Here is a 21,672-nt window from a genome sequence, read left to right on the forward strand (position 1 = left end):
TGGTCAGGAGCCTTACTTTCTTCTCAAAATGCACGTTTAGTTTCAAATAGGTAACTAACAAAAATTGGCACGAATTGATATGTCGTTGGCACGTTATGATTAACGGTCGCTGTGCATTATTTCCTAATATGCTCCCATACCAAACACATACATTAAAAGGGCATAAAGATGAAAAACACAGTACTTATTACAGGCGCATCTAGTGGCATCGGTTTAGAACTGGCACATATTCACGCTGAGAATGGAGACGATTTAGTCATTGTCGCACGTTCTGAAAATAAACTTACAGAATTAAAGCACACCCTCGAAACAAAACATGACGTTAGCGTTCATGTTATTAGCGCCGACTTATCATTACCTGAGTCAGCACAACAGGTCTTTGAGCAGACTGATGCGCTTGGTTTAAACATTGATATTTTAATAAACAACGCCGGTTTTGGCGGCCATGGCAAGTTTGTAGAGCGTACGCTGGTAGACGATCTCGCCATGATGCAATTAAACATGATGACACTCACCAGCTTAACCCATTTATATTTGCAAGGTATGATAGCGCGTAATCACGGTAAAATACTTAACGTATCTTCAACTGCGTCGTTTATGCCTGGCCCTTTACAAGCAGTATACTACGCGACCAAAGCCTATGTTACCTCGTTTAGTCAGGCCCTTGCTGAAGAGGTTAAACATCACAATATTACAGTCACAGCATTATGCCCAGGCACTGTTGATACTGGCTTTGTCGCAGCAGGAAACCTTGATGGATTAGATGCTTGGAAAAATGCCAAATCAGCACGTTCTGTTGCCGAATATGGTTACAAAGGTATGCAAAAAGGCGAATTAGTCACCTTTAACGAATCGTCACTTAAGTTTTTGATTAATTGGATCATCCCATTGCTACCACGTAAAATGGTATTAAACATGTCGCGCCAATTTATGGAAAAGTAAGCAATTGATGTAATTTTATCAAGCGGATCACATTATGAAACGAGCAAGCAAATTTACCATTCCACCCAATTGGAAAGTACTATTCAATGACCTTGGTATATCTCTGTATGAAGTGCTGGCACATGCAAGCTTGCCTCAACAATTATTTGAGCAAAATAAAGTACAACTGACACCGTCACAATATTTTGACTTATGGCACGGCATAGAAGCGGTGTCTAACAATGATGAGATGCCACTGAAAGTTGCTGAAGTGATCAGCCTCGAATCGTGTGATGTGCCTATTTATGCTGCATTGTGCAGTACTGATCTGAATGCTGCACTGGCGCGTTTACGCGATTACAAGCCGTTAATCGGCCCTTTAACGTTAGATATTAAACAAGATGCGTCTGCGACCACCCTCACCCTAGGTTGTTACGGCCATAAGGGTGAATTACCCAAAACGCTTAATTTAGTTGAAATGATATTTTTTACGCAATTAGCGCGTCTTGCAACCCGAGAGCGAATACCCGCTCAAAAAGTAGTACTTCCTCTGCTGCCAAAATCATTAGCTAAGTATGAAGCTTTTTTTGGTTGCGAGATTTCTCAAGGTGAAAATGCACAAATTAGCTTTTCAGCAAGGGATGCCACCACCCCTTTTCTAACCGATAATCAGGCAATGTTGGCACTGTTTGATGGTGAGCTGCAAAAGAAACTAGATGCCATACAAAGTGACGATTCACTCTCAGAAAAAGTGGCCGCTGTTTTAGTAGGCTCATTACCGCAAGGTGAAAGCAGTGCTGATTTTGTAGCAAAACACATGGCAATGAGTAAACGTACATTACAGCGCAAACTCGCAAGCGAAAATCAGAGCTTTCAATCTGTATTACAACACGTCAGACAAGAACTTGCTGCACACTATCTCACTCAAACCAATTTACCGATGCAAGAAGTCTCTTTTTTATTGGGTTTTCATGAATACAACTCATTTGTACGCGCATACAACAGCTGGACTGGGTGTTCGCCCTCACAGATGCGAAGCACTGCAAATCACTAAAAATATTGTAAATGGCGCATTTCTGTTTCTATAACCTCGGTTTCGTTAGCGAGTATAAAAAGGCCCAATGCTGGGCCTTTATTCGTTAGGTGCTATAGCTCCGCATGCGGGCCAAACACTTCATAATGAATACGTTCTGCGCCAACTCCCATATTTAATAGCTGCTTTTTGATGAAACGCATAAAGGCAACTGGACCACACAAGTAGAAATGCGCTTGCCCATACGGTAACCGTGCATCGTTTAAATCAACGAGCCCATGGTATATGTTTTCCGGTAATGTTTTTGCTTCATTGTGATTCTCATACCATGTATAGGTTTGCCAGTTATTTAACATGGCAAGCTCATTGGTGCGCTGTTTAAACGAGTGCTGTTGCTCAGAGCCGCAAGCATGTAAATAATACACATCGTGCTCATAATTTAGCGCCGATAAATACTCCAACATTGACTGCATTGGCGTAACACCCACCCCGGCCGAAATAAGTACTACCGGTGATTGCTTGTCTTGGAAGAAAAAGTCTCCTGCAGGGGCGTTAACTGCAAGGGTATCACCCACTTCAATATGATCATGCAAGTAGTTAGATACAAGGCCGTCTGGCATGCCTTTTTCGCGTTTTACCGAAATACGATAGCTTTGCCCATTAGGCTTACTTGATAACGAATACTGACGAATTTCAGTAAATGGATGATCGTTTGGTTGCACCGAAATGCCTAAGTACTGCCCCGGCACATAATCAATTACCGCTTTCCCGTCTTCTGGCGTTAAGACAAAACTGGTGACTAATTCCGATTCTTTAATTTTTTCACTTACCACAAATGGGCGGCTATCGCGCCAGCCACCTTGACTTTTTGCACGGTTTTCATAAAGCTCACCTTCACGTTGAATAAATACAGACGCTAAAAAGTCATATGCTGCAGTCCACGCTTCTTCAATTTCGGCGGTAAATAGTTCCCCTGTTAATTCACGTAAGGTTTCAGTTAGGTGATGTCCTACTATTTGGTACATTTCAGGCTGAATATTAAAGCTTGTGTGTTTATGGGCTATGCGCTCAACCGCACTTTTTAATGCACCCACATTCTCAATATGCTGCGCATACGCTGCGATAGCTTCAAATAATGCTGCTTTTTGTCTACCTGATTCTTGATTGCTCATATTAAAAATATGTTTAAGCTCAGGATGATGCGTAAAAAGACGCGAATAAAAATGATCTGTTAAAGCAGGCCCGGTTTCTGTAAGTAGTGGCACTAAACTTTTAATAATATCGATATGACGTTGTTGTAACATGGTTTACCTCGTGTGTTGCAACATGTTGTTAGAATTAAATAATCAGGGTCGGTTGACCTTAGGAATTAACGAAAACTATCTTGGCGAGGCGCGATTAATACCGGGAAATAAACCCAAACAAAAATTGCAAACGCGATAATCCAACCAAGCGCACTTATCTGCCATGCGAAATGAGAAAGCCCGATAGCGGGAAGCAACGCTCGGGTTACTGCCATTACGAACAACAGTAAAAACGCCGCACTCATAATGGCCTTAGGCAATAACATGCGCCCTGTGTGACCCAGCGAAACACGACTCATCATGGATAAGATCATTAAACCCATGGCGCCCACTGTGATTACATGAAGCCCAGAGCTAAAAGGAATGAGCGGCGTGAAATAACTTGCTCCAAGTAAAATAAGACCAAGAGCAAGGGCGCCGTAGGCGAGATGCAACGACCATAAAAGAGAGATACCGAGCGTCTTATTACTTTGCCAAAAACCCAGCTTTGCAAGGTGCAAGCAGCCTGCTGCAATCATTAGATACGCAGGCGATAACGGCAGAGAAATATAAAAATGGCTAAAAAACACTAAAGTGCCGAGCAAGGATGTAACCAATAATAGTGGGTCAAGCAAAGGCGGATGCGACACATCTTTAAGCTTGGCACCGTTACGGGTGAAAAACGGAATAACACGACCACCGACGATCGCCATTAAAATACCAAACATCAGCACCATAGTACGGCCAATATGCAGTGCCTGTGCAGTATCAATAGTTAGCTCACTGATTAAAAGTGCCATTTCAAGTAGCGCCATCACACTGAATAATGGGATAAACAAATAATTGCGACGATTTTTAGCAGCCAAAACGATATGTGAGTAAACAGCGATAATGCTGAGCCACCAAATACTTTGCAGAACGGTGGCTAAAATGACACTTGCCGTTGAATTAACAATAAACAGCGCACGTATAATGAGCCAAAGACTAACCAAAGCAATAAGAGGCGTGCCTTTTATACTTGGCCTGCCAGTCCAAGTTTGCACCGCGGTTAATACAAATCCTGTTGCAATGGTGGCACCAAAGCCAAATAACATTTCGTGTAAATGCCATACCGTTGGGGTTAAGCCTGTTGGATCTAACTGCCACCACGCATTTAAAAAGCCAAGCCACATTATCATGGCTAAGATTGATGCGATTGCCCCGAGAATAAAGCTTGAGCGAAATGCCAATTGAAAAAAGGCATGTTCTGAAAAGGTTCTAACAGGCATGTTTTCTTGTGTTTGAGGTTCTTGAATATTTAACATCGAACCACCTACACGCGAAGGCCTAAGCCATGTTGCCCAATACAACGCACAACATAGCCAATTTTAAATAATGCAGGAAATACCATAGTGCCAATGTGAGCGGCAATTTGCTGTGCCATAGAAAAATATTCAGCAAATGAATAGCTAATCATTAAACAGCTAATAAACAAACTAACAGGAACTAACATTAACCAATTACCCACTTGCTTAGTAAAACCAAACACATTTTTTTTGTTTTTATTTGGTAGCGTTAGCGCACGCTCGTGATTGATAAAAGCAGTCTCATTAACAACTTGCTGCATAATTAAGCCTTAATTTCATTTAATTTCAGCTTGATATAGCAGCAACAATGCCAATATTAATTTATTGATATTAATCATATAGTTAATCAAAGTAAGCGCCGTTAAATACCAACAAATAAGTCAATTTGACACAGCACAAAAATAAGTCATAATGACACAATTGTGTTTTTAGGTGGTTTTGTATGGCAATTAACTCTTTAACCTTAGTAGAATTTGCAAAAGCCCAAGTGACCAGTCTCGATAATCAAGACAGATTTGAACAGCTGTTGCAAACCCTTGCGACGGTGATTGAGTGCGAGGCCATTGCGCTTTTGGCACTGCGTGGGGAAGTATTAAAACCACTTGCGATTAAAGGGCTTACACCCGACACGCTCGGCAGGCGCTTTGTTATTAGCGAGCATCCGCGTTTTGCAGCAATTTGTAATGCCAAAGCAGCTGTGCGTTTCGCAGCATCGAGTCCCTTACCCGACCCGTATGATGGCCTAGTTGCTGATCACCCCGGTGATTTACCAATTCATGCTTGTATGGGCCTACCACTATATTTTGCCGAACGTTTGATTGGCATTTTGACCTTTGACTCTTTAAAGCCGAACGCCTTTGACGATTTAGGCCAAGACAAGCTTGATGCCTTAGCAGCCATCGCTGCAGCCACCTTAAAAATTGCCCTCACACTCGATGAATTAGAGCAGCGTAATTCGCGCTCACATTTACTAATGGCAGAGCTTAGCCAAGAAGCCATCGCCCGTGATGGCAACGAATTAATTGGCGACAGCCAAGCCATGGTAAAGCTTAAACAAGAGGTTAATTTGGTCGCTGCATCACCGTTTAGCGTGCTTATTCAAGGTGAAACAGGCGTAGGTAAAGAGCTTATTGCACGGCGCTTACACTTACAATCAAGCCGCGCCGATAAACCTTTGGTGTATGTAAACTGCGCTGCTCTGCCTGAAAACTTAATTGAAAGCGAATTATTTGGCCATGTGAAAGGCGCCTTTACCGGTGCCGATAAAAATCGCGCAGGTAAATTTGTGTTGGCCGATGGCGGCACTCTATTTTTAGATGAAGTGGGCGAACTGCCACTCGCAGCGCAAAGTAAACTACTACGCGCACTGCAATCCAATGAAATACAACCCGTTGGCCAAGATGATATTCATTATGTTGATGTGCGGGTTATCGCCGCTACTAATCGTGATTTAGCAGACGAAGTAAATAACGGAAACTTTCGCGCCGATTTATTTCACCGCTTAAGCGTTTACCCCGTTAACATTCCACCACTGCGTGCTCGAAATGGCGATATTGCCTTGTTGGCAGGCTATTTTGTCGAGCAATCGCGCCGCAAACTTGGCTTGCAACAGCTTAAAATAGCCAAAGACGTGCTGCCCTATTTAAATGCCTATCACTGGCCGGGCAATGTGCGCGAACTAGAGCATGTGATAAGTCGCGCGGCACTTAAAGCATCGGTAAATACCCAATCAACCATAGTGACAATCAACCCGGTTGATTGTGGTGAGTTAGTCAGAGAGCTTGCAATTGACGGCACAAGTAGCGATGAGCCAAAGGCTAACCCAATTCAAACGCAGCAATTTTTGCTAAAACCAGATGAAAGTTTAAAACAGGCCACAGAGCGTTTTCAAAGTGAAATGATACGAAACACCTTGTCTAACCATAATGGAAATTGGTCAGCGGCAGCACGAGAACTTAACACCGACCGCGCTAACTTAACCCGCCTTGCAAAACGGTTAGGCATTAGTGTGACAAAGCAGATTAGTTGATACTGGAAAAGTACTTATCCAAATCAGTTTTTAGCGGCGAATAATCAAAGGGAAAACGAACAGTTCGATTTTGAGAATATATTTACACATGGTTTTCAGCGATTCTAGAACCATCTAATAACATTACCGTTTTACTATATCGGTAATGTTATTAAATTTAAAAACTTAATTAAGCGTGTTTTTAAAGATCTTTCCGTCTTTCATTATCAAATCGAAGTTTTTTTCAGGATTGGCAACTAAATCTAAATCTTCAAGCGGATTACCGTTCACTAATATCAGATCTGCGTAAGCCCCTTTTTCAATCACGCCAAGTTTACCGAGCGGATATGGAGACCGCGGGCCAGATAAAGCCAATAATTCTCCAGCTATTGAAGTGGCTTGGCGCAGAGCTTCGACAGGGGTAAACCAGCGCGACAATTTTGCTAGCTGTTTGCCTTGCTTTTCAGCAAGTTCAGGGTCGAACAAAGTATCTGTACCAAACACAATTTTGACACCTACTTTTCGTGCCAGCTTATAAACATGATTAGTGCCTTCTGTCACCGTCAGATATTTTTGGTGACTGAATGAGCCCTCTGGAAAACTGATCCCATCCTCGTCATCTAAAATAGGTTGCATACTTAAATATGCCCCTTTTTTCTTCATTAACTTTAATGTTTTTTCACTTAAAAGGTGGCCATGCTCGATACTCATTACGCCTGCGTCTAGTGCTCTTCGAGTCGCTTCATCTGTAAATGTGTGTGTAGCAACATAGGTATTCCAGTCGTTCGCAGCATCAACTGCGGCTTTTGTTTCTTCAAATGTAAATTGATTCACATCCAGTGGATCAAAACTTGATGACACTCCGCCGCCAGAGTTGATTTTTATTTGTGAGGCTCCCATCCGCAACGCTTCTCTGGTTCGTTTGAGTACTTCTGGCACGCCGTCAGCAACGATCACATGACCAATTTGTTCCATGTACACTAGTTTGTCATGAGTATTAGCAGGGACCGCGGTAGCTGGTCTAAAATCTGTATGCCCAGAAGTCTGACTAATCGCTGGCCCAGAAGGAAATATACGAGGGCCTGAATAGACACCAGCATCAGTAAGTTTTGCCAATGAAAAAACATTACCTCCAACATCGCGAACCGAAGTAAAACCTCTCATAAGCACTTTTTCATTACTTTTAGCACCAACCAGTAAATGATAAGCATGTTCGGAATTAAGCCCTACTTGCATTGGAATACTTGCGTATGCAGAATGCCAGTGCATATCAATTAAGCCAGGCATTAATGTTCGGCCTTTTCCGTCAATAACCACAGCATTATCTATGTTTAAAGGATCTTGCGTGATTGCAGTAATTAAATTTTTTGTAATCACAACCGAGGCGTTCTTGGTAAGCTTTTCATTTTTACCATCAAAAACATTTACATTGTTAATTATTACAATCTGACTGTTTTTTGCTTGCATCAATGCGGGTGCAAAGAGAAGTAATAACAGTATTAGCCTAAGTTTCAACATCTCACCCAATTCCTTTATATCGTTTACTCTACTATACAAGCCCTTGCTTTATGATCAACAACTTATAAAGTTGTTACTCATAATAAATGACTTATAACCGTTGACGTTTGTCTTACACTAAATTAGTGTTAGCTTTATCAAGAGATAAAGCTAGATACACGCATATAAGCAAACCATCTTTTAACGCTGAACAAAACCGCTATAAATAATATAAAATCAGATAGTTACTCAAGAACACATTTAAACCACTTTATACGCTTTTAAAAAACGGGCGACGGCTTTATCAACATGTTCTTGCACTTCTTGATCGCTAATTGGTTCGTTTGGTAGCAATACGGCTTTAATGTGCAAACGCCCTTTGATCATTTCGATTAATAGCTTTGCGGCATATTCGGCGTCGTCGACATCGAGCATGTTTTGTTGGTGCAAATGGGTTAAATATTTCGCTAGCGGAATACTGCCTCGTAACGGGCCAAAGTGATAAATCAATTCACCTACTTCCGGCAGCTTGGGCACAATATTGGTCACTAAGCGGAACAACTTCACCATAGTCTCTGATAAAAAGCCTTGAGCAAAACCATAACACACCTGACTAAGCGCTTGTTGCGGCGGCAAGTCGTAATCGATATTAAGCAAAGTGCCCACTTGCACTTCGGCTTTTTCACGAATAACAGCAAGCAGTAGCTTTTCTTTATTACCAAACTCACTGTAAATATTGCGCCTTGAGCCGCCCGATTCGCTAATAATCATTTCAAGCGAGGTATTGTCGTAACCATGTTCTAAAAATAGCATTTGTGCTACTGCGAGGATTTTTTTACCGCGCTCTGATAACGGTTTTGCATTTAAAATTTGTTCTAAACTCAAGACTGTACCTAATAATTGTAAAAACATGGTTGACTTTGGTACTACATGGTACCAAAATATTTGGTACTGCATAGTACCAAATTAATTTACTCAATTTGTGCTTATAAAATTAGCACCTTTTACAGGAACCGTTATGCGTTTACTTTACGTTGTTGCGTGTATTATCACGCTTGTTGGCTGTTCAAAAGAAATAGAACACTCTGAACCTCCTATCCGCCCAATCGCATGGACAGCGGTAAAAACCTCAAATTTTGAACAAGTGCGCACGCTTTCGGGCATTGTTGCCCCCGTTGAAAATGCCAGCTTAAGCTTTGAAGTAAACGGTAAAGTTGAAAAGGTGTTTGTGAAATTAGGTGATACGGTGAGTAAAGGCCAACCCCTTGCCAAGCTTAATCAACTTACGTTTCAATTAAGTTTTGAATCAGCATCAGCGCAGGTGAAACAAGCCGAAGCAACACTGCAAGAAGCGCAAAATGAATATGAGCGATACAAAACGCTGAGCGAACAAGGTTTAGTGTCAAAATCAGGTTTTGATAATTCGAAATCAGCGTTTGAATCTGCCAAAAGTGCCGTAGATGTAGCAAATGCTCAGCTCAATATTGCCCGCAAAAACGTACAAGATAGTGAATTACTAGCACCTTACGATGGGGTTATCACCAAACGTTTAATTGAACCCTCACAACAAGTTGCCGCTGGCCAATCTGTATTTGAAATTGAAGGACAACACGGCTTTGAAGTACGTGTAATGGTGCCTGAAAGCATAATCCATGACTTAAACAGCGATATGACCTTAAAAGTAACCTACCCTGTAATGCCACAACTGTCGATGAAAGGGCATATTTCAGAAAAAGGCACCCGCGCTGAATCTGCCAATGCATTCCCTGTTACAGTTATTTTAGATGAAGAAAATTCGGTGCTACGTGCCGGTATGACTGCCGAAGTAGAGTTTGTTTATCAAGGGATTGGCCGTACAGGCTTTACAGGGCCAAGTATTCGTATTCCGGTAAGTAGTCTAGGGGCCGATGTGAAGCAAAAATCCTATGTTTTTGTTTTTGACCCTAACACGCAACTGTTAGAAAAACGCTTTGTGCAAACCGAAAACGTTATTAATAACCAAGTGATTATTTCGAATGGATTAAAAGACGACGAGATTATTGCTACAGCTGGCATTGCGTTTTTGCGCGACGGGCAAAAAGTATCGCTGCTTGATAACGCCGTGCAGCGTTTTAACTAAGGAGCGGGAATATGAATATTACCGCTTTGGCGTTTAATTATAAAAAACCCGTATTACTTGTGGTGGCACTATTAATGCTAAACGGCATTTTTGCCTACTTCACCCTGCCAGCACAAGAAGATCCTACTATTACTATTCGTGAAGCCATTGTCAGCACACAATTTCCGGGCATGGCGCCGGACCGTGTTGAGCAATTAATAACGCGAAAATTAGAAGAAGAAATTCGCAAAATTCCGGAAGTAAAAGAGATTAAGTCGTCATCTTCAACTGGACTTTCGACTATTCACGTAAAAATTTATGACCGATACTTTAACCTCGACAATATTTGGCAAGACTTACGTAATAAGGTGAATAATGCCCAAGGCAAACTGCCACAAGGCACCTTACCGTCTTATGTAAATGATGAGTTTGGTGATGTATCGGTGATCACCCTTGCGCTGACTGCCGATGGCTTTGATATGGACGAAATGTACGATATTGCGCAGCATATTCGCGACACCCTTTACGGTGTTGAAGGCACTAAAAAAATTGAGATTTTAGGCGCCAAAGCCGAGCGCATTTACCTTGAAGCGTCAAACGCAAAATTGGCGCAACTTGGCATTTCGCCACTAGCACTCATTAGCGAGCTGCAAAAGCAAAATATAGTGCAGTCAGGTGGTCGTGTTGATACTGGTAGCCGCAGCTTTATTATTGAACCAACGGGTAATTTTAATAGCATTCCAGACATTGAAAATACCTATATTACCATTCCCGGAACCGAGGATTTCATTGCCCTAAAAGACATCGTCACGATTAAAAAAGGTTATATCGACCCACCTGATAAATTGGCGTATTTTAATGGTAAACCAGCGATTTTCTTCGCTAATGCGATGTTGCCTGAATACAACATCTTAGAGTTTGCACCGCGTTTTAAAACCAAAATTGCGGAGATTGAACACACATTACCCATTGGTTATCAACTCGATATTGCCACCTATCAGGCCGACCAAGTTGAAAAAACAGTGAAAGGGGTATCAATTAATGTACTGCAAACACTGGCGATAGTGCTTGTTGTGGTAATTCTTTTCTTAGGGCTTCGCACCGGCTTAATTGTGGGTGCTATTGTGCCACTGGTGATGCTGGTAACCCTTGCCATTATGCAATACAGCGGTATTAAGCTTGAGCGCATGAGCTTGGCTACGCTTATCATTTCACTTGGTTTATTGGTTGATAACGGCATTGTTATTGCCGAAGATTTTAAACGCCGTTTAGAACAAGGCATCGACCGCTACAAAGCTATGGTGCAAGGATGTAAAGAGCTGGCAGTTCCGCTACTTAGCTCGTCAGCCACCACCATTTTATTCTTTTTACCGCTAATGCTGGCGGAGCATGTTGCGGGCGAATACACGCGTTCTATTTCATTGGTGATTTTAATTACCTTGCTAAGCAGTTGGGTATTAGCGCTGACAGTAACGCCAATTTTAAGTTACTACTTTATTAAAGTGCCAAAAACGACCAGCAGCGATAGCAATGAATTTGGCAAACTAACCAGCTACTATGCGAAATACGAGCAGTTTTTACATTGGGTGTTAAAACACAAAGCCCTGTTTATGGCGGCGATGTTTATACTGTTTATTGGCGCTGGCGCATCAATGAAATTTGTTGCCAAACAGTTTTTCCCCAATTCAGATCGTACTCAAGTACTCGTTAACATCGATTTACCGCGCGGTACGTCATCACGCGAAACCAATCGCCAAATGCAGGAAATTTTCACTTGGTTTAATAACAAAGAGCAGTTTGACTATATTGAAAGCTTCTCAGGCTATGTTGGTTTTAGCGGCCCGCGTTTTGTACTCTCACTCAATCCGGAAGACCCTGCTGAAAATAAAGGCTTTATTGTACTAAATGTTACGCCAGAAACAGATATTGCCTCGCGGGTGTTAGAACTTGATACACAAATTGAAGCACGCTTTCCCAATGTGTCAGCACGTGTGCGCAAAATGTTCTTAGGGCCGTCGGATTCGTCTATTTTAAAAGTGCAGGTAAAAGGCCCTGATAAAGAAGTTATTTACCAAAAAGCACAAGAAGTAATGGCTGTTTTAAATGCCGCGCCGAACTCATTGAACGTGCGTACCGATTGGGAAAATTTGATTACTAAAATCTCGGTTAAAGTGGATCAGCACCGTGCAAAACGTGCAGGGCTTACCTCAAGCGAAATCGCACAAGCCCTAGAGAGCTACTTTAGCGGCGGTGTAATTACTAACTTCCGCGATCAAGATGAAATTATTCCAATTGTGCTGCGCGCCGGTGAAAACGAGCGTAATAGCCTAGATAGATTGCGTACGTTAAATATTTACTCTGAAAAATCAGGCCGTGCCGTACCGCTTTTTCAAGTTGCTGACTTTGAGCCGATTAATCAGTTTTCGATTATTCATCATGAAGATATGTTTCGCACCATTAGCATTGAAGCGCGTAACACTAAGCTTTCTGCGGAAGATTTTAAAGCCCTTGTCGATGAGCAAATTCAGCTGCTTAAACACGACTTACCGGTTAATCACACCATTGAATACGACGGTGTAATTAAAGAGTCAAAGGCGGGACAAAAGGCACTGAGTGCTAATATGCCGATGGTACTTGGCTTTATTATTATTTTATTGGTCGCGCAGTTTAATTCATTTAGAAAAGCCATGGTGATTTCACTTACTATTCCGCTTTCATTTATTGGTGCGGTGATAGGTTTATTATTAATGCAAGCGCCCTTTGGCTTTATGGTAACACTTGGCCTTTACAGCCTTGCGGGTATTATTATCAATAACGCCATTGTATTAATCGACCGCATTGCAATTGAACAAGCTGAAGGTAAAAGCGAGTATCAAGCCATTATTGATGCATGCTTAACACGCCTTCGCCCAATTGCGATGACCACCATCACTACCATGATGGGATTACTGCCACTTATTATTGGTAAAGATCCGCTGTTTTACGGTATGGCCTGTGTAATTGCCTTTGGTTTAGGCGTAGGCACGGTTTTAACCTTAGGCGTGGTACCCGCACTTTATGCTGGGTTCTACCGCGTTAAAAAGTAGGACTAACGCATATAAAAAAGCACAAGGGTTTGCTTAGCGCGAACCTTGTGCTTTGCTGCTAGAGATATCAGCGTATGCGCTAATTCTATGAGGATTCAGAAAAAGGACACGGAGGAAGTTGATAAATTACTTCCGACACGACCTGCGCCATAAGGAGTTGCTCGTCAGCGCGCACACCATTTACTGGCGTTAAAATCACCGAATCGACTCGCTGTCCGGTGATCACTTCAGCAAACACTAACGCCGTTAAATATTTACCCAATGGCGCAGCGTGATTACCATCACTGGCATGCAGCCTAAGGTTAGGCATTAACTGCAAAACACTATCCCAAACAAGGCCGACTGGCGCAAGGCAGCTCGCCTGTTTCGCAACAATATTTGAATGCAGACCATAAACATATTGCGCTTCTGTTGTATCGCCACGCTGCGGGTGCTCAGGAAATAATATCGGCATCACATTAAGCTCCTTTGCATTGGCTATCCATTTTTCTGCCGCCGTCGTTGAATACGTTGTCTTACGTGATTGCGAATATTTTTGCCCTTGCAAAATAAGGTGCGTCCAGTTGCCGTTTTCTAGCGCTTGAGTTGCAATGCTACTTCGAATGCTATCATCTAAAAAACCACTACCAATAGTCTCCGATACTGTCTGCTTTTGGGGTGTTAACTGAGTAATCACCTTATTAATCTCAGCGCCTAGCCCTGCAACATGGCTATTGCCCGTTATTGCAACACGGTACGAATTAGCACTTTGATTGTTAGGAACTTCACCGCTGTATTTAGGCTTAAGTTGCCAGTTTATATCATCAATTGTTTTACTAATGTCATTGAGTGTTTTTGGTGAATCTGAACATGCAACCAATGCACATGAAAACATTAACCCAAATAATGCACGCATGTTAGTTCTCCAATGCCATACTTGATTGGTAGATTTCGAAAAGCGCATCTGATAAATAATCTGATTCATGAGGCACAGAAAACAACTTAGAGGATGCTACAGGTGTCGCGCACTGTTGCCAATTATTGGTAACGGTACCACTGCTGTTAGTAGTGACCGCAGGGTGAGTTATTTGTTCAAATTGCACGGCACAACCGTTAATACTGAGCCAGTGATTAATCGTATCCTCTACACTTTTAATGTTGCCACTGGCGCGGCCTTTAACCGGCACTTCCATATCTGTTGGGCTATGTAGATGATGAATTGCTACTGCTGTGGTGGTTGTGCATGCAGCAAAATCACCACGATATTGCCCCGCTAATGCAACAATACCAACCAACTTTTCAGGAATGTGACACGCTAAGGTATAAGCCATAAAACCACCAGCGGAATAACCGAAAATACGTGCTTTATCGCCTTCAATTGTATAATTGGCATGTGCGTAATCAATTAAATTGGCGATGTAATTGCTATCATCACTGATGTTAGCATCTGTATTACTATCCCACTGCCATGCGCTGCCATTGCCATTTGGACTAATGACTAAGTACCCTTTTTCTTCAAGCATGTTTGCATCAAAAATACCGGCTACTTTTGCCATATATCCCGGTGCACCATGTAAGGTAATAATTAGCCCTTTGTATTCTTTGCTCGTATCGCCAAAGATTAAATTCTGGCGGCCATCGACACCAACACATGCTGCACCATCAGGAATAGCTTGTCCAGCACATAAACTTGGACCATTTGTGTTATTTTCACTAACAGGTGTTGTTGTTTTACTACTGCCACCACAACCCGAAATTAAGCAACTTGCTAGCACAGCGATTTTTGTAATTTTTCTCATTATTTTATCTCAATCTGAAGTTCAAAGACCGCCTTAAAATTATGTAAAAGCTGTTATTGTTGCTTAATTAAGTTATGATAATTTGATAATGAAATTATAATAACTAGTAAAATCATAATGATAGAAGGTTCATTTAGCTTCGATGCTATTCAAGTTAATACGCAAAAAAATACCCTAACCATCAATGGAAAGGTGACTGAATGCGAGCCGAAGTTATTTGAGTTACTGATTTTTTTCTGCCGTAACAGCCAACGAGCCTTATCGCGCGACGAACTAATTGAACATGTTTGGCAAGGCCGAGTGGTAAGTGATGCTGCTGTCAATCGCGCGATTAGTCAGCTCAGAAAATTAATTGAGCCTGAACCCACAAAACCGATTTATATTGTAACGGTAAGCAAAGTGGGATATCGCTTTGCGGTCACACCCAGTGCATTAACTTTAACTTCACCCGAAAATGAAGTTAAGCAATCCCCAGCTACACGTAAAACTAAGTGGCTAATTGGCTTAATTGCGATGACCGTGCTTATCATTTTATCGGTGGTTACTTTATTAAGTAAAACTAATCACCAGCTCAAATTAACGAATCGTCACGTGCTTACTGAACAACTAGGCATGACGTTTAACCCTTATTTTGACGAGACTTCACAAACACTTTATGCCCTGCATAAAAGCAATAATGCTGCAATCAGTAAGGTAGTGAAACTAGAACAAAACGGCAGCTTAACGCCCCTTGTAAACGATAATTTCTATTACACCGATGTAGTTGCAAACGGCGATTTTCTATATTTGGCAAGGCTTTCTAATTTAACTGAACGACAATGCAACATGGTTAAATTTAATTTAGTTACGCGGCAACTAACTCAATTACTTTCGTGCGGTACCAGCGTTGTGACCAATATGGCGCTCGATAGCAATAATCGCTTAGTTTATGCCTATCGAGAAAGTGCCTCGGCACCTTATAAATTAATGGCCTTTAATACTCGTACCGCTCGTCAGCAACAGCTGAGCTTTCCCGACAATAGCGGAAACAGTTTGGGGCACCGCATATTTGCTATCAGTGATAATCAGCTTGCCTACATAAATTACGATTCAAATAAACCCGATAGTTTAGTGATTAAAACGCTAAATGATTCTAAGCCACTCTTTGAAGTACCCTTAATTGATCACGTGCAATCCTTAAGCTGGTTTAATGATATTCTGCTTATTTCTGCAAAAGATGGGCTGTATCAGTTTAATCGCGAGCAACGCACACTAACCCAGCTAGACTACTCTGATACCTTTAACCGAATTTTTGCCAGTAAAGACGTGCTGTTTGCCGAGCACTACGCCGTAATCTCAAACCTTTATCACATTACCGATAATCAAGCGCCTCAAGCTATTACTAAACGCCAAGCCAGCATTTTACAATTTGCACCATCTCCTATTAACGACCAACTGGTTTACGTTGAATCACTTAACGGTAAGTTGAGCATAAAACTGGCTGACAAACACACCAGCAAAACACTTAGGTTTGACAAGACCATTGAGTATGTCGGTAATATCGCATGGTCATTTGATGCAACTGCGCTTGTTGCCAATATTAACGATCAAATTTATCGCTACGATATAGCAAAATCACAGTGGCAAAAAATAAATCACACATTTAATACGATTCACTTTGTTGGTTTTAATGCTGAGAACCAAGTGTTTGTGAGTGCGGAGCAAAATCAAGAATGGAATATATGGCAACTCGATTCGGCATCAAGCCAAGCTAAACAAATTACCTTTAATGGCGGCTACAGTTTCTACTTTTCTGAAAGTACCCTTTATTACAGTAAATTTAGTCAAGATGGCTTGTTTGCACGTGCTTTTTTAACAAATGAGGAAAGGGTGTTAGTTAAAGATTTTGCGCTATTACAGTGGCGCGATTGGCAGTATGTGAACAACAGCATTGTTTATCGCACTAGCCTTGGTTATAAACGGCTAAATTTAGCCTCAAAGCAAACGACTAGCATCAGCTCATTGGCAAAATATGGTCGTAATTTATGTCGTCAGTCTAACGTAAATCAGCAATTTTTTTGTGCATTACTGGATAACCAAATCAGCCAAATTTGGCAGATTGATATCAGTGAAAACGCGCACTAAAAAAGGCAGCTATAAAATATCGCTGCCTTTGCCTTTACTCAATTGCGAATCGTTGCATTACCAAATATAAGTTGCGCTTAATGTTACTTGTCTACCCGACGTATAATAACATTTGCGATTATTACACGTTGTTAATTCATAGTCGTCAAACAAGTTGCGTAGGTTAAGCGCGAAGGTCCATTGTTCAACATCGTATTTCACGGTCGAATCAAACATGACATAAGCAGGTACGCGCTTAGGCGCTTTTTCTTCTACGCCTTTGTTTGAACCGACATATCGTGCACCTAAGCCAACTTGCAAACCATTATTAAAGGTGTAATCCCCCCAAACAGACAATGCATGCTCTGATACTGCATTACTCTGCTTACCTATTTCTTCTTCAAATACACTGTTTACTACCTCCGCTTTTGGGATCCAGGTGTAGCTTGCCATCACATTACTATTGTCGGTTGGCTTAACTAAGGCTTCTACTTCTGCACCTTGCACATTTACTTCCCCTTTTTGCTCCGGGTGCGGATCTTCATCCCACACCCATTGGGTATAGTCTTTTCGTGTAATATCGAATGCTGCCACACTATAACGACCAGTGCCGTTGCGCGGCGTATAGCGAACACCAGCTTCAATCTGCTGGCCTTTTTCTGGCGGGAAAGGTTCAAGTTTAGCCGGGTCAATTGTCCCCGTTGGCGCAAATGATTCAGCATAACTTACATAAGGTGACACACCATTATTCGCTTTATAAATCACGCCAAAACGAGATGAAAATCCATCATTCTTTTGCTCTTCGGTAAATTTACCCGTTAAATCATAGGTCTGCGTTTTGGTTTCATCATAGCGTGTCGCTAAATTGACAACCCAATTTTCGCCAATAGTAATTTGATCTTGTAAATAAATACCCGTTTGCGTGATATCGTAAACACCGGAGATATTGGTCGGCACTTCTTGAAAGGCCAATTTATCTTTACGATTAAGTGTGTCTAGTGGCTCAAAGGTTGCGCCCCAATACGCTTCAACTCTCATATCCGTTTTTTGATAATCAATGCCCATTAGCACCTGATGCGTTACATTATTAAAGGTTAACCCTTTAATAATGTAGGTGTCTAAGTTCAATGATTCGATCTCTTCTTCGCTGCCCAGACCTGTTAACTTGATATAGCGAAAGTTATCTTTGTCGCTACTATCATTCTCATTGATGGTGATCCAGCCCGACTTATAAACTGTCTTAAAATCAAAATCGAACTCTGCATAACGTGCTTTTTGCACTAACGTCCAATCATTAGCAAATGCATGTTGAATATCATAACCCAATAACCACTGTTGCTGTTTCAGCATGTTGTAATCTTCCGAACCACCGAAAATAGGCAGCTCAGTTTTACCATTTGGGTTAGGTAAAAGTGAGCCCTCCACCAGTACTTCGTGCGTATCTGCACCAGAGTCAATATCGTAATACTGGGCGTAAACAGTCAACGCCGTTTTATCACTTGGGTTCCAAGTTAATGATGGAGCAAAGTAATAGCGTTGATCTGGCAATGGCGTACCTTCAAGTTCACCGTCTTTAACTAGTGCTGTCGCTCGATACAACCATTCACCCCGCTCATCCATTGGGCCTGCAATGTCTGCCGCAAGTTGTTTATGTTGATTATTGCCGAGTTCAAATACGATTTCACGCTGAGCAAATGTGGTTGGGCGTTTGCTCACTAAATTAATCACACCGCCAGGACCATTAACCCCGTACATAACCGACGACGGACCTTTCATTACCTCAATTCGCTCTAAACTGTACGAATCAACTTGCCACATCCCCCAGTTACCATTGTTACGCATTTGTAGGCCATCAAGATAAATACCTGGGTTATAGGCATCAAAACCGCGAATGTAAAACCAATCCCATTGTTGCTGACCACCCCAAGGGGCAACATTAATCCCTGAAGAATACGCAAGCGCTTCACCAATACGGTTTGCCCCTTGCATTTCCATCTTATCTGCGGTCACAATCGCAACCGATTGCACCATATCTTCGACTGCAACATCAATCTTTGTTGCAGTACTCGAGCGCGCTGCAATATACCCTTCAACTGGTCCCGTTGCCTGCTCTAAACCATCTGCCAATACATTTACCGATGGCAAGGCTACACTATCTTGTTCACGTGTTAACACATATCCATTTTGGGTATAATCAGCGCGATATGAAGTTCCCGCCAATAGTATGTCAAAACCTTGTTTAACCGTGTAACTACCAATTAATCCATTTGAGCGAATGCCATTAAATAACGCTGATTCAAATGATACCTTCACCCCTGAAACCGCAGCAAAATTAATTAGTACATCATTTAATGGACCCGCCTGCACTTGATAACTGATTTTTTGCTGCGTTACTTGATTTGATGGATCACCTGAAGCACACACAATAGGTGCGCTGAACGCCATACAAACAGCAAAAGCAACTGGTGAAAAAGACAATTTACGATTAGGTTCACGTAACAACGAGCGGACAGGTTGTGGAAACATAGTTATTTTTACTCTTAAAATAGTGAGAACTACCCTAACTACCGAACCAAATAGAATTAAGTATCATTATTATTTGAAATCATTCTAATTCGGTAACAAATCCCAACGAGGTAACGCCTTGCCTTTGTGCTGCGGCCATTATCTTAACCACATTTTTATACGGTATATTGCCGTCAGCATAAAGCTCAATTACAGGCTGGGTATCCAACTCTGCTACTTCGGCAAAGCGCTTAGTTACATCATCAAAACTAACCTGTTTTTGATCCCACCAATAAGTGCCATCAGGCTTTAATTCAAATGCTACCGTGCTTTGCAGCGAATCAGTTTTTTCAAGAGATGCTTTTGGTAACTCAACATTTATAGACTGTGTAATTACCGGCACCGTGATCATAAATATGATTAGCAAAACCAACATCACATCGACTAGCGGCGTTACATTGATATCAGCCATAGTGTCATCTTGTGCCATACTGCGGGTATTAAACCCCATGTGACGCCTCCTCTTGTGATTTGGTCGACGATGTTTTTATTGGTGACGTGCCCAAAACTAGGTATCCGTTTAACTGTTGTGAAAAGTGGTTTAAACGATTTAATAACTGACGATTACTGCGCACTAATGCGTTGTATATTAATACTGCGGGTATCGCGACAAATAAGCCAAATGCGGTCATTACTAGCGCTTCACCAACCGGTCCTGCGAGTTTATCGATACTCACGCTGCCACTGGTGCCAATATTAATCAGCGCATGATAAATTCCCCAAACCGTGCCAAATAGCCCAATAAAAGGGGCCGTTGCACCGATTGAAGCCAATGTTGTTAAACCTTTTTGCATCGCCTCGTTAGTTTCTTCCAATGACATTTGTAAACTTGACGCAATCCATTCAGCTAATGGCAAAGTGTGTGTTAATGCGTTTGCATTGGCTTGATGCTGGGTTTTTGCCAGCATGCCACTTTGCACTAAGTTACTAAACGGGTTATAGCCTGATGCTTGGCTTAATGTACTTAGCCCATCATTTAAATTTGCCGCCAACCAAAATTGGCCGACATTGGACGAAATATTTTTAAACTTTCGGTTATGTAGCCATTTAGTAATCAAAACTGACCAAGTACAAATTGACATAAAAAATAAAACAGCCGCGACTGACTTAATTACAAAATCACTTTGCGCCCATAAAGAGGCAATGCCATAAGGGTTTTCCATTAAAATACCTTTTAAAAACGTGTTGTATCATTGAGTGAAAAATAAATCGGTTGTACATACCAATAAGCAATTGACCGTCCATTCTTTTGTGCTGGTTGATAACGCCATTTTGCAACGGCAGCACGCGCTGCCTGATCTAACCTTCGATAGCCACTGCTTTGTTTTATGCGCATTTCCCCGACCTGCCCATTTGCAAGAATATAAATCTCAAGTAACACTGTGCCTTGCTCTTTTAATCGCCTCGATATTCGTGGGTAAGGAGGACTAGGGTTATTGCCAAGCGCAGCATCAATGCGCGGTGGAATTACGGCATTTGTCGTTACATTTTCACTTACGGTTGGCGTATCTTCTGGTGTATTGGTTTGGGCTGATGTCGCTTGGCTTTTATTAATAAGCTCTGGCGTTTTAGGCTTTACTTGTGGTGATGGTTTATTAGCTATTTCCGGCTTTTTTTTATCTGTAAGTTCAGCGCGCGCTTCTTTTACTGCTTTCTTTTTAACAGCTTTTTGCGCTATTAGTGGCTTGCTAACCCTAGCTTCTTTCGGCGGTGTTTCTACAACCTGTGGTGTTTGATTAATTTCAGGTTTAGCCTTGTTAGGTGATTGTTCAACAGGCTTTTGTTCGGACTTTGCTGGGGCACGTGTAATTAGCACGCCTTGTAAAACACGCTTATGAACGACTGGTTTTGGATTAAAGTCGACCATTAATAGCGCAATTGCCGCAAAATGAATCACTGTAACGAAAAAAGGAATTTTAAAGTTTGAGAAAAAGCGCGCCAACTGAAACCCTGT

Annotated in this window: 17 protein-coding genes; 6 read left to right on the forward strand and 11 right to left on the reverse strand. The window is 41.7% G+C overall.

Annotation, left to right across the window (positions count from 1 at the left end; genetic code table 11):
- The first annotated feature begins 168 nt into the window (after positions 1-168).
- Positions 169-942, forward strand: coding sequence for an SDR family NAD(P)-dependent oxidoreductase (locus PSPO_RS20410; RefSeq protein ID WP_010558669.1), 774 nt, complete (start codon positions 169-171; stop codon positions 940-942).
- 34 nt (positions 943-976) lie between these two features.
- The gene (locus PSPO_RS20415) at positions 977-1,975 is read left to right on the forward strand and encodes an AraC family transcriptional regulator (RefSeq protein ID WP_010558668.1); all 999 of its coding nucleotides are present in this window, start codon (positions 977-979) and stop codon (positions 1,973-1,975) included.
- Positions 1,976-2,067: 92 nt separating this feature from the next.
- On the opposite strand, the gene hmpA is transcribed toward PSPO_RS20415, so the two are convergent.
- The 3 genes from hmpA to PSPO_RS21920 all read right to left on the reverse strand — a co-directional run bounded on the left by hmpA (position 2,068) and on the right by PSPO_RS21920 (position 4,843).
- A complete protein-coding gene (gene hmpA, locus PSPO_RS20420) occupies positions 2,068-3,258 on the reverse strand; it encodes an NO-inducible flavohemoprotein (protein ID WP_010558667.1) in 1,191 nt (396 codons plus the stop codon).
- A gap of 65 nt (positions 3,259-3,323) precedes the next feature.
- Entirely contained in the window at positions 3,324-4,541 is a 1,218-nt protein-coding gene (locus PSPO_RS20425) for an NnrS family protein (RefSeq protein WP_010558666.1), read from the reverse strand.
- An 8-nt stretch (positions 4,542-4,549) separates the two neighbouring features.
- Positions 4,550-4,843, reverse strand: a complete 294-nt coding sequence (locus tag PSPO_RS21920; protein ID WP_010558665.1) for a hypothetical protein — start codon at positions 4,841-4,843, stop codon at positions 4,550-4,552.
- A 182-nt stretch (positions 4,844-5,025) separates the two neighbouring features.
- Here PSPO_RS21920 and norR point away from each other — a divergent pair, with 182 nt between their 5' ends.
- Complete coding sequence (norR, locus tag PSPO_RS20435; protein WP_010558664.1) at positions 5,026-6,612, forward strand: nitric oxide reductase transcriptional regulator NorR; 1,587 nt, start codon at positions 5,026-5,028, stop codon at positions 6,610-6,612.
- Between the two features lie 165 nt (positions 6,613-6,777).
- Here the strand turns inward: norR and PSPO_RS20440 are convergent, their stop codons facing one another.
- Entirely contained in the window at positions 6,778-8,109 is a 1,332-nt protein-coding gene (locus tag PSPO_RS20440) for a metal-dependent hydrolase family protein (protein ID WP_010558663.1), read from the reverse strand.
- Between the two features lie 240 nt (positions 8,110-8,349).
- Positions 8,350-8,973, reverse strand: coding sequence for a TetR/AcrR family transcriptional regulator (locus tag PSPO_RS20445; RefSeq protein WP_040641898.1), 624 nt, complete (start codon positions 8,971-8,973; stop codon positions 8,350-8,352).
- 133 nt (positions 8,974-9,106) lie between these two features.
- Between PSPO_RS20445 and PSPO_RS20450 the strand changes: the two genes are divergently transcribed.
- Together PSPO_RS20450 and PSPO_RS20455 are read left to right on the forward strand one after the other, a co-directional pair.
- Positions 9,107-10,207: an efflux RND transporter periplasmic adaptor subunit gene (locus PSPO_RS20450; RefSeq protein WP_010558661.1), complete on the forward strand. Its 1,101-nt coding sequence runs from the start codon at positions 9,107-9,109 to the stop codon at positions 10,205-10,207.
- An 11-nt stretch (positions 10,208-10,218) separates the two neighbouring features.
- On the forward strand, positions 10,219-13,272 hold the full coding sequence (locus PSPO_RS20455; protein ID WP_010558660.1) for an efflux RND transporter permease subunit: 3,054 nt from the start codon (positions 10,219-10,221) through the stop codon (positions 13,270-13,272).
- Between the two features lie 85 nt (positions 13,273-13,357).
- Here PSPO_RS20455 and PSPO_RS20460 read toward each other — a convergent pair whose 3' ends face one another.
- Positions 13,358-14,167: a hypothetical protein gene (locus tag PSPO_RS20460; RefSeq protein ID WP_010558659.1), complete on the reverse strand. Its 810-nt coding sequence runs from the start codon at positions 14,165-14,167 to the stop codon at positions 13,358-13,360.
- 1 nt (position 14,168) lies between these two features.
- The gene (locus PSPO_RS20465) at positions 14,169-15,050 is read right to left on the reverse strand and encodes a CE1 family esterase (RefSeq protein ID WP_010558658.1); all 882 of its coding nucleotides are present in this window, start codon (positions 15,048-15,050) and stop codon (positions 14,169-14,171) included.
- Positions 15,051-15,167: 117 nt separating this feature from the next.
- Here PSPO_RS20465 and PSPO_RS20470 point away from each other — a divergent pair, with 117 nt between their 5' ends.
- Positions 15,168-17,174, forward strand: coding sequence for a winged helix-turn-helix domain-containing protein (locus PSPO_RS20470; RefSeq protein ID WP_010558657.1), 2,007 nt, complete (start codon positions 15,168-15,170; stop codon positions 17,172-17,174).
- A gap of 57 nt (positions 17,175-17,231) precedes the next feature.
- Here the strand turns inward: PSPO_RS20470 and PSPO_RS20475 are convergent, their stop codons facing one another.
- From PSPO_RS20475 to PSPO_RS20490, 4 genes are all read right to left on the reverse strand, one after another.
- Complete coding sequence (locus PSPO_RS20475) at positions 17,232-19,679, reverse strand: TonB-dependent siderophore receptor (protein ID WP_010558656.1); 2,448 nt, start codon at positions 19,677-19,679, stop codon at positions 17,232-17,234.
- Positions 19,680-19,758: 79 nt separating this feature from the next.
- Complete coding sequence (locus PSPO_RS20480; protein WP_010558655.1) at positions 19,759-20,169, reverse strand: ExbD/TolR family protein; 411 nt, start codon at positions 20,167-20,169, stop codon at positions 19,759-19,761.
- Complete coding sequence (locus PSPO_RS22005) at positions 20,159-20,881, reverse strand: MotA/TolQ/ExbB proton channel family protein (protein ID WP_010558654.1); 723 nt, start codon at positions 20,879-20,881, stop codon at positions 20,159-20,161. Before PSPO_RS22005 ends, PSPO_RS20480 begins: the two co-directional genes overlap by 11 nt.
- Positions 20,882-20,892: 11 nt before the next feature.
- The gene (locus tag PSPO_RS20490; RefSeq protein ID WP_010558653.1) at positions 20,893-21,660 is read right to left on the reverse strand and encodes an energy transducer TonB; all 768 of its coding nucleotides are present in this window, start codon (positions 21,658-21,660) and stop codon (positions 20,893-20,895) included.
- Positions 21,661-21,672: the final 12 nt, after the last annotated feature.

Origin of the sequence: Pseudoalteromonas spongiae UST010723-006 (assembly GCF_000238255.3) — a bacterium.
Classification (GTDB): domain Bacteria; phylum Pseudomonadota; class Gammaproteobacteria; order Enterobacterales; family Alteromonadaceae; genus Pseudoalteromonas; species Pseudoalteromonas spongiae.

Bases quoted from the DNA above. Each gene is read 5' to 3' on its own strand.
- PSPO_RS20415 (WP_010558668.1), top strand. From the start codon at position 977: ATGAAACGAGCAAGCAAATTTACCATTCCACCCAATTGGAAAGTACTA.
- PSPO_RS20475 (WP_010558656.1), bottom strand. From the start codon at position 19,679: ATGTTTCCACAACCTGTCCGCTCGTTGTTACGTGAACCTAATCGTAAA.
- PSPO_RS22005 (WP_010558654.1), bottom strand. From the start codon at position 20,881: ATGGAAAACCCTTATGGCATTGCCTCTTTATGGGCGCAAAGTGATTTT.
- PSPO_RS20465 (WP_010558658.1), bottom strand. From the start codon at position 15,050: ATGAGAAAAATTACAAAAATCGCTGTGCTAGCAAGTTGCTTAATTTCG.
- PSPO_RS20425 (WP_010558666.1), bottom strand. From the start codon at position 4,541: ATGTTAAATATTCAAGAACCTCAAACACAAGAAAACATGCCTGTTAGA.
- norR (WP_010558664.1), top strand. From the start codon at position 5,026: ATGGCAATTAACTCTTTAACCTTAGTAGAATTTGCAAAAGCCCAAGTG.
- PSPO_RS20410 (WP_010558669.1), top strand. From the start codon at position 169: ATGAAAAACACAGTACTTATTACAGGCGCATCTAGTGGCATCGGTTTA.
- PSPO_RS20455 (WP_010558660.1), top strand. From the start codon at position 10,219: ATGAATATTACCGCTTTGGCGTTTAATTATAAAAAACCCGTATTACTT.
- PSPO_RS20470 (WP_010558657.1), top strand. From the start codon at position 15,168: ATGATAGAAGGTTCATTTAGCTTCGATGCTATTCAAGTTAATACGCAA.
- PSPO_RS20480 (WP_010558655.1), bottom strand. From the start codon at position 20,169: ATGGGGTTTAATACCCGCAGTATGGCACAAGATGACACTATGGCTGAT.
- hmpA (WP_010558667.1), bottom strand. From the start codon at position 3,258: ATGTTACAACAACGTCATATCGATATTATTAAAAGTTTAGTGCCACTA.
- PSPO_RS20460 (WP_010558659.1), bottom strand. From the start codon at position 14,167: ATGCGTGCATTATTTGGGTTAATGTTTTCATGTGCATTGGTTGCATGT.
- PSPO_RS20440 (WP_010558663.1), bottom strand. From the start codon at position 8,109: ATGTTGAAACTTAGGCTAATACTGTTATTACTTCTCTTTGCACCCGCA.
- PSPO_RS21920 (WP_010558665.1), bottom strand. From the start codon at position 4,843: ATGCAGCAAGTTGTTAATGAGACTGCTTTTATCAATCACGAGCGTGCG.
- PSPO_RS20450 (WP_010558661.1), top strand. From the start codon at position 9,107: ATGCGTTTACTTTACGTTGTTGCGTGTATTATCACGCTTGTTGGCTGT.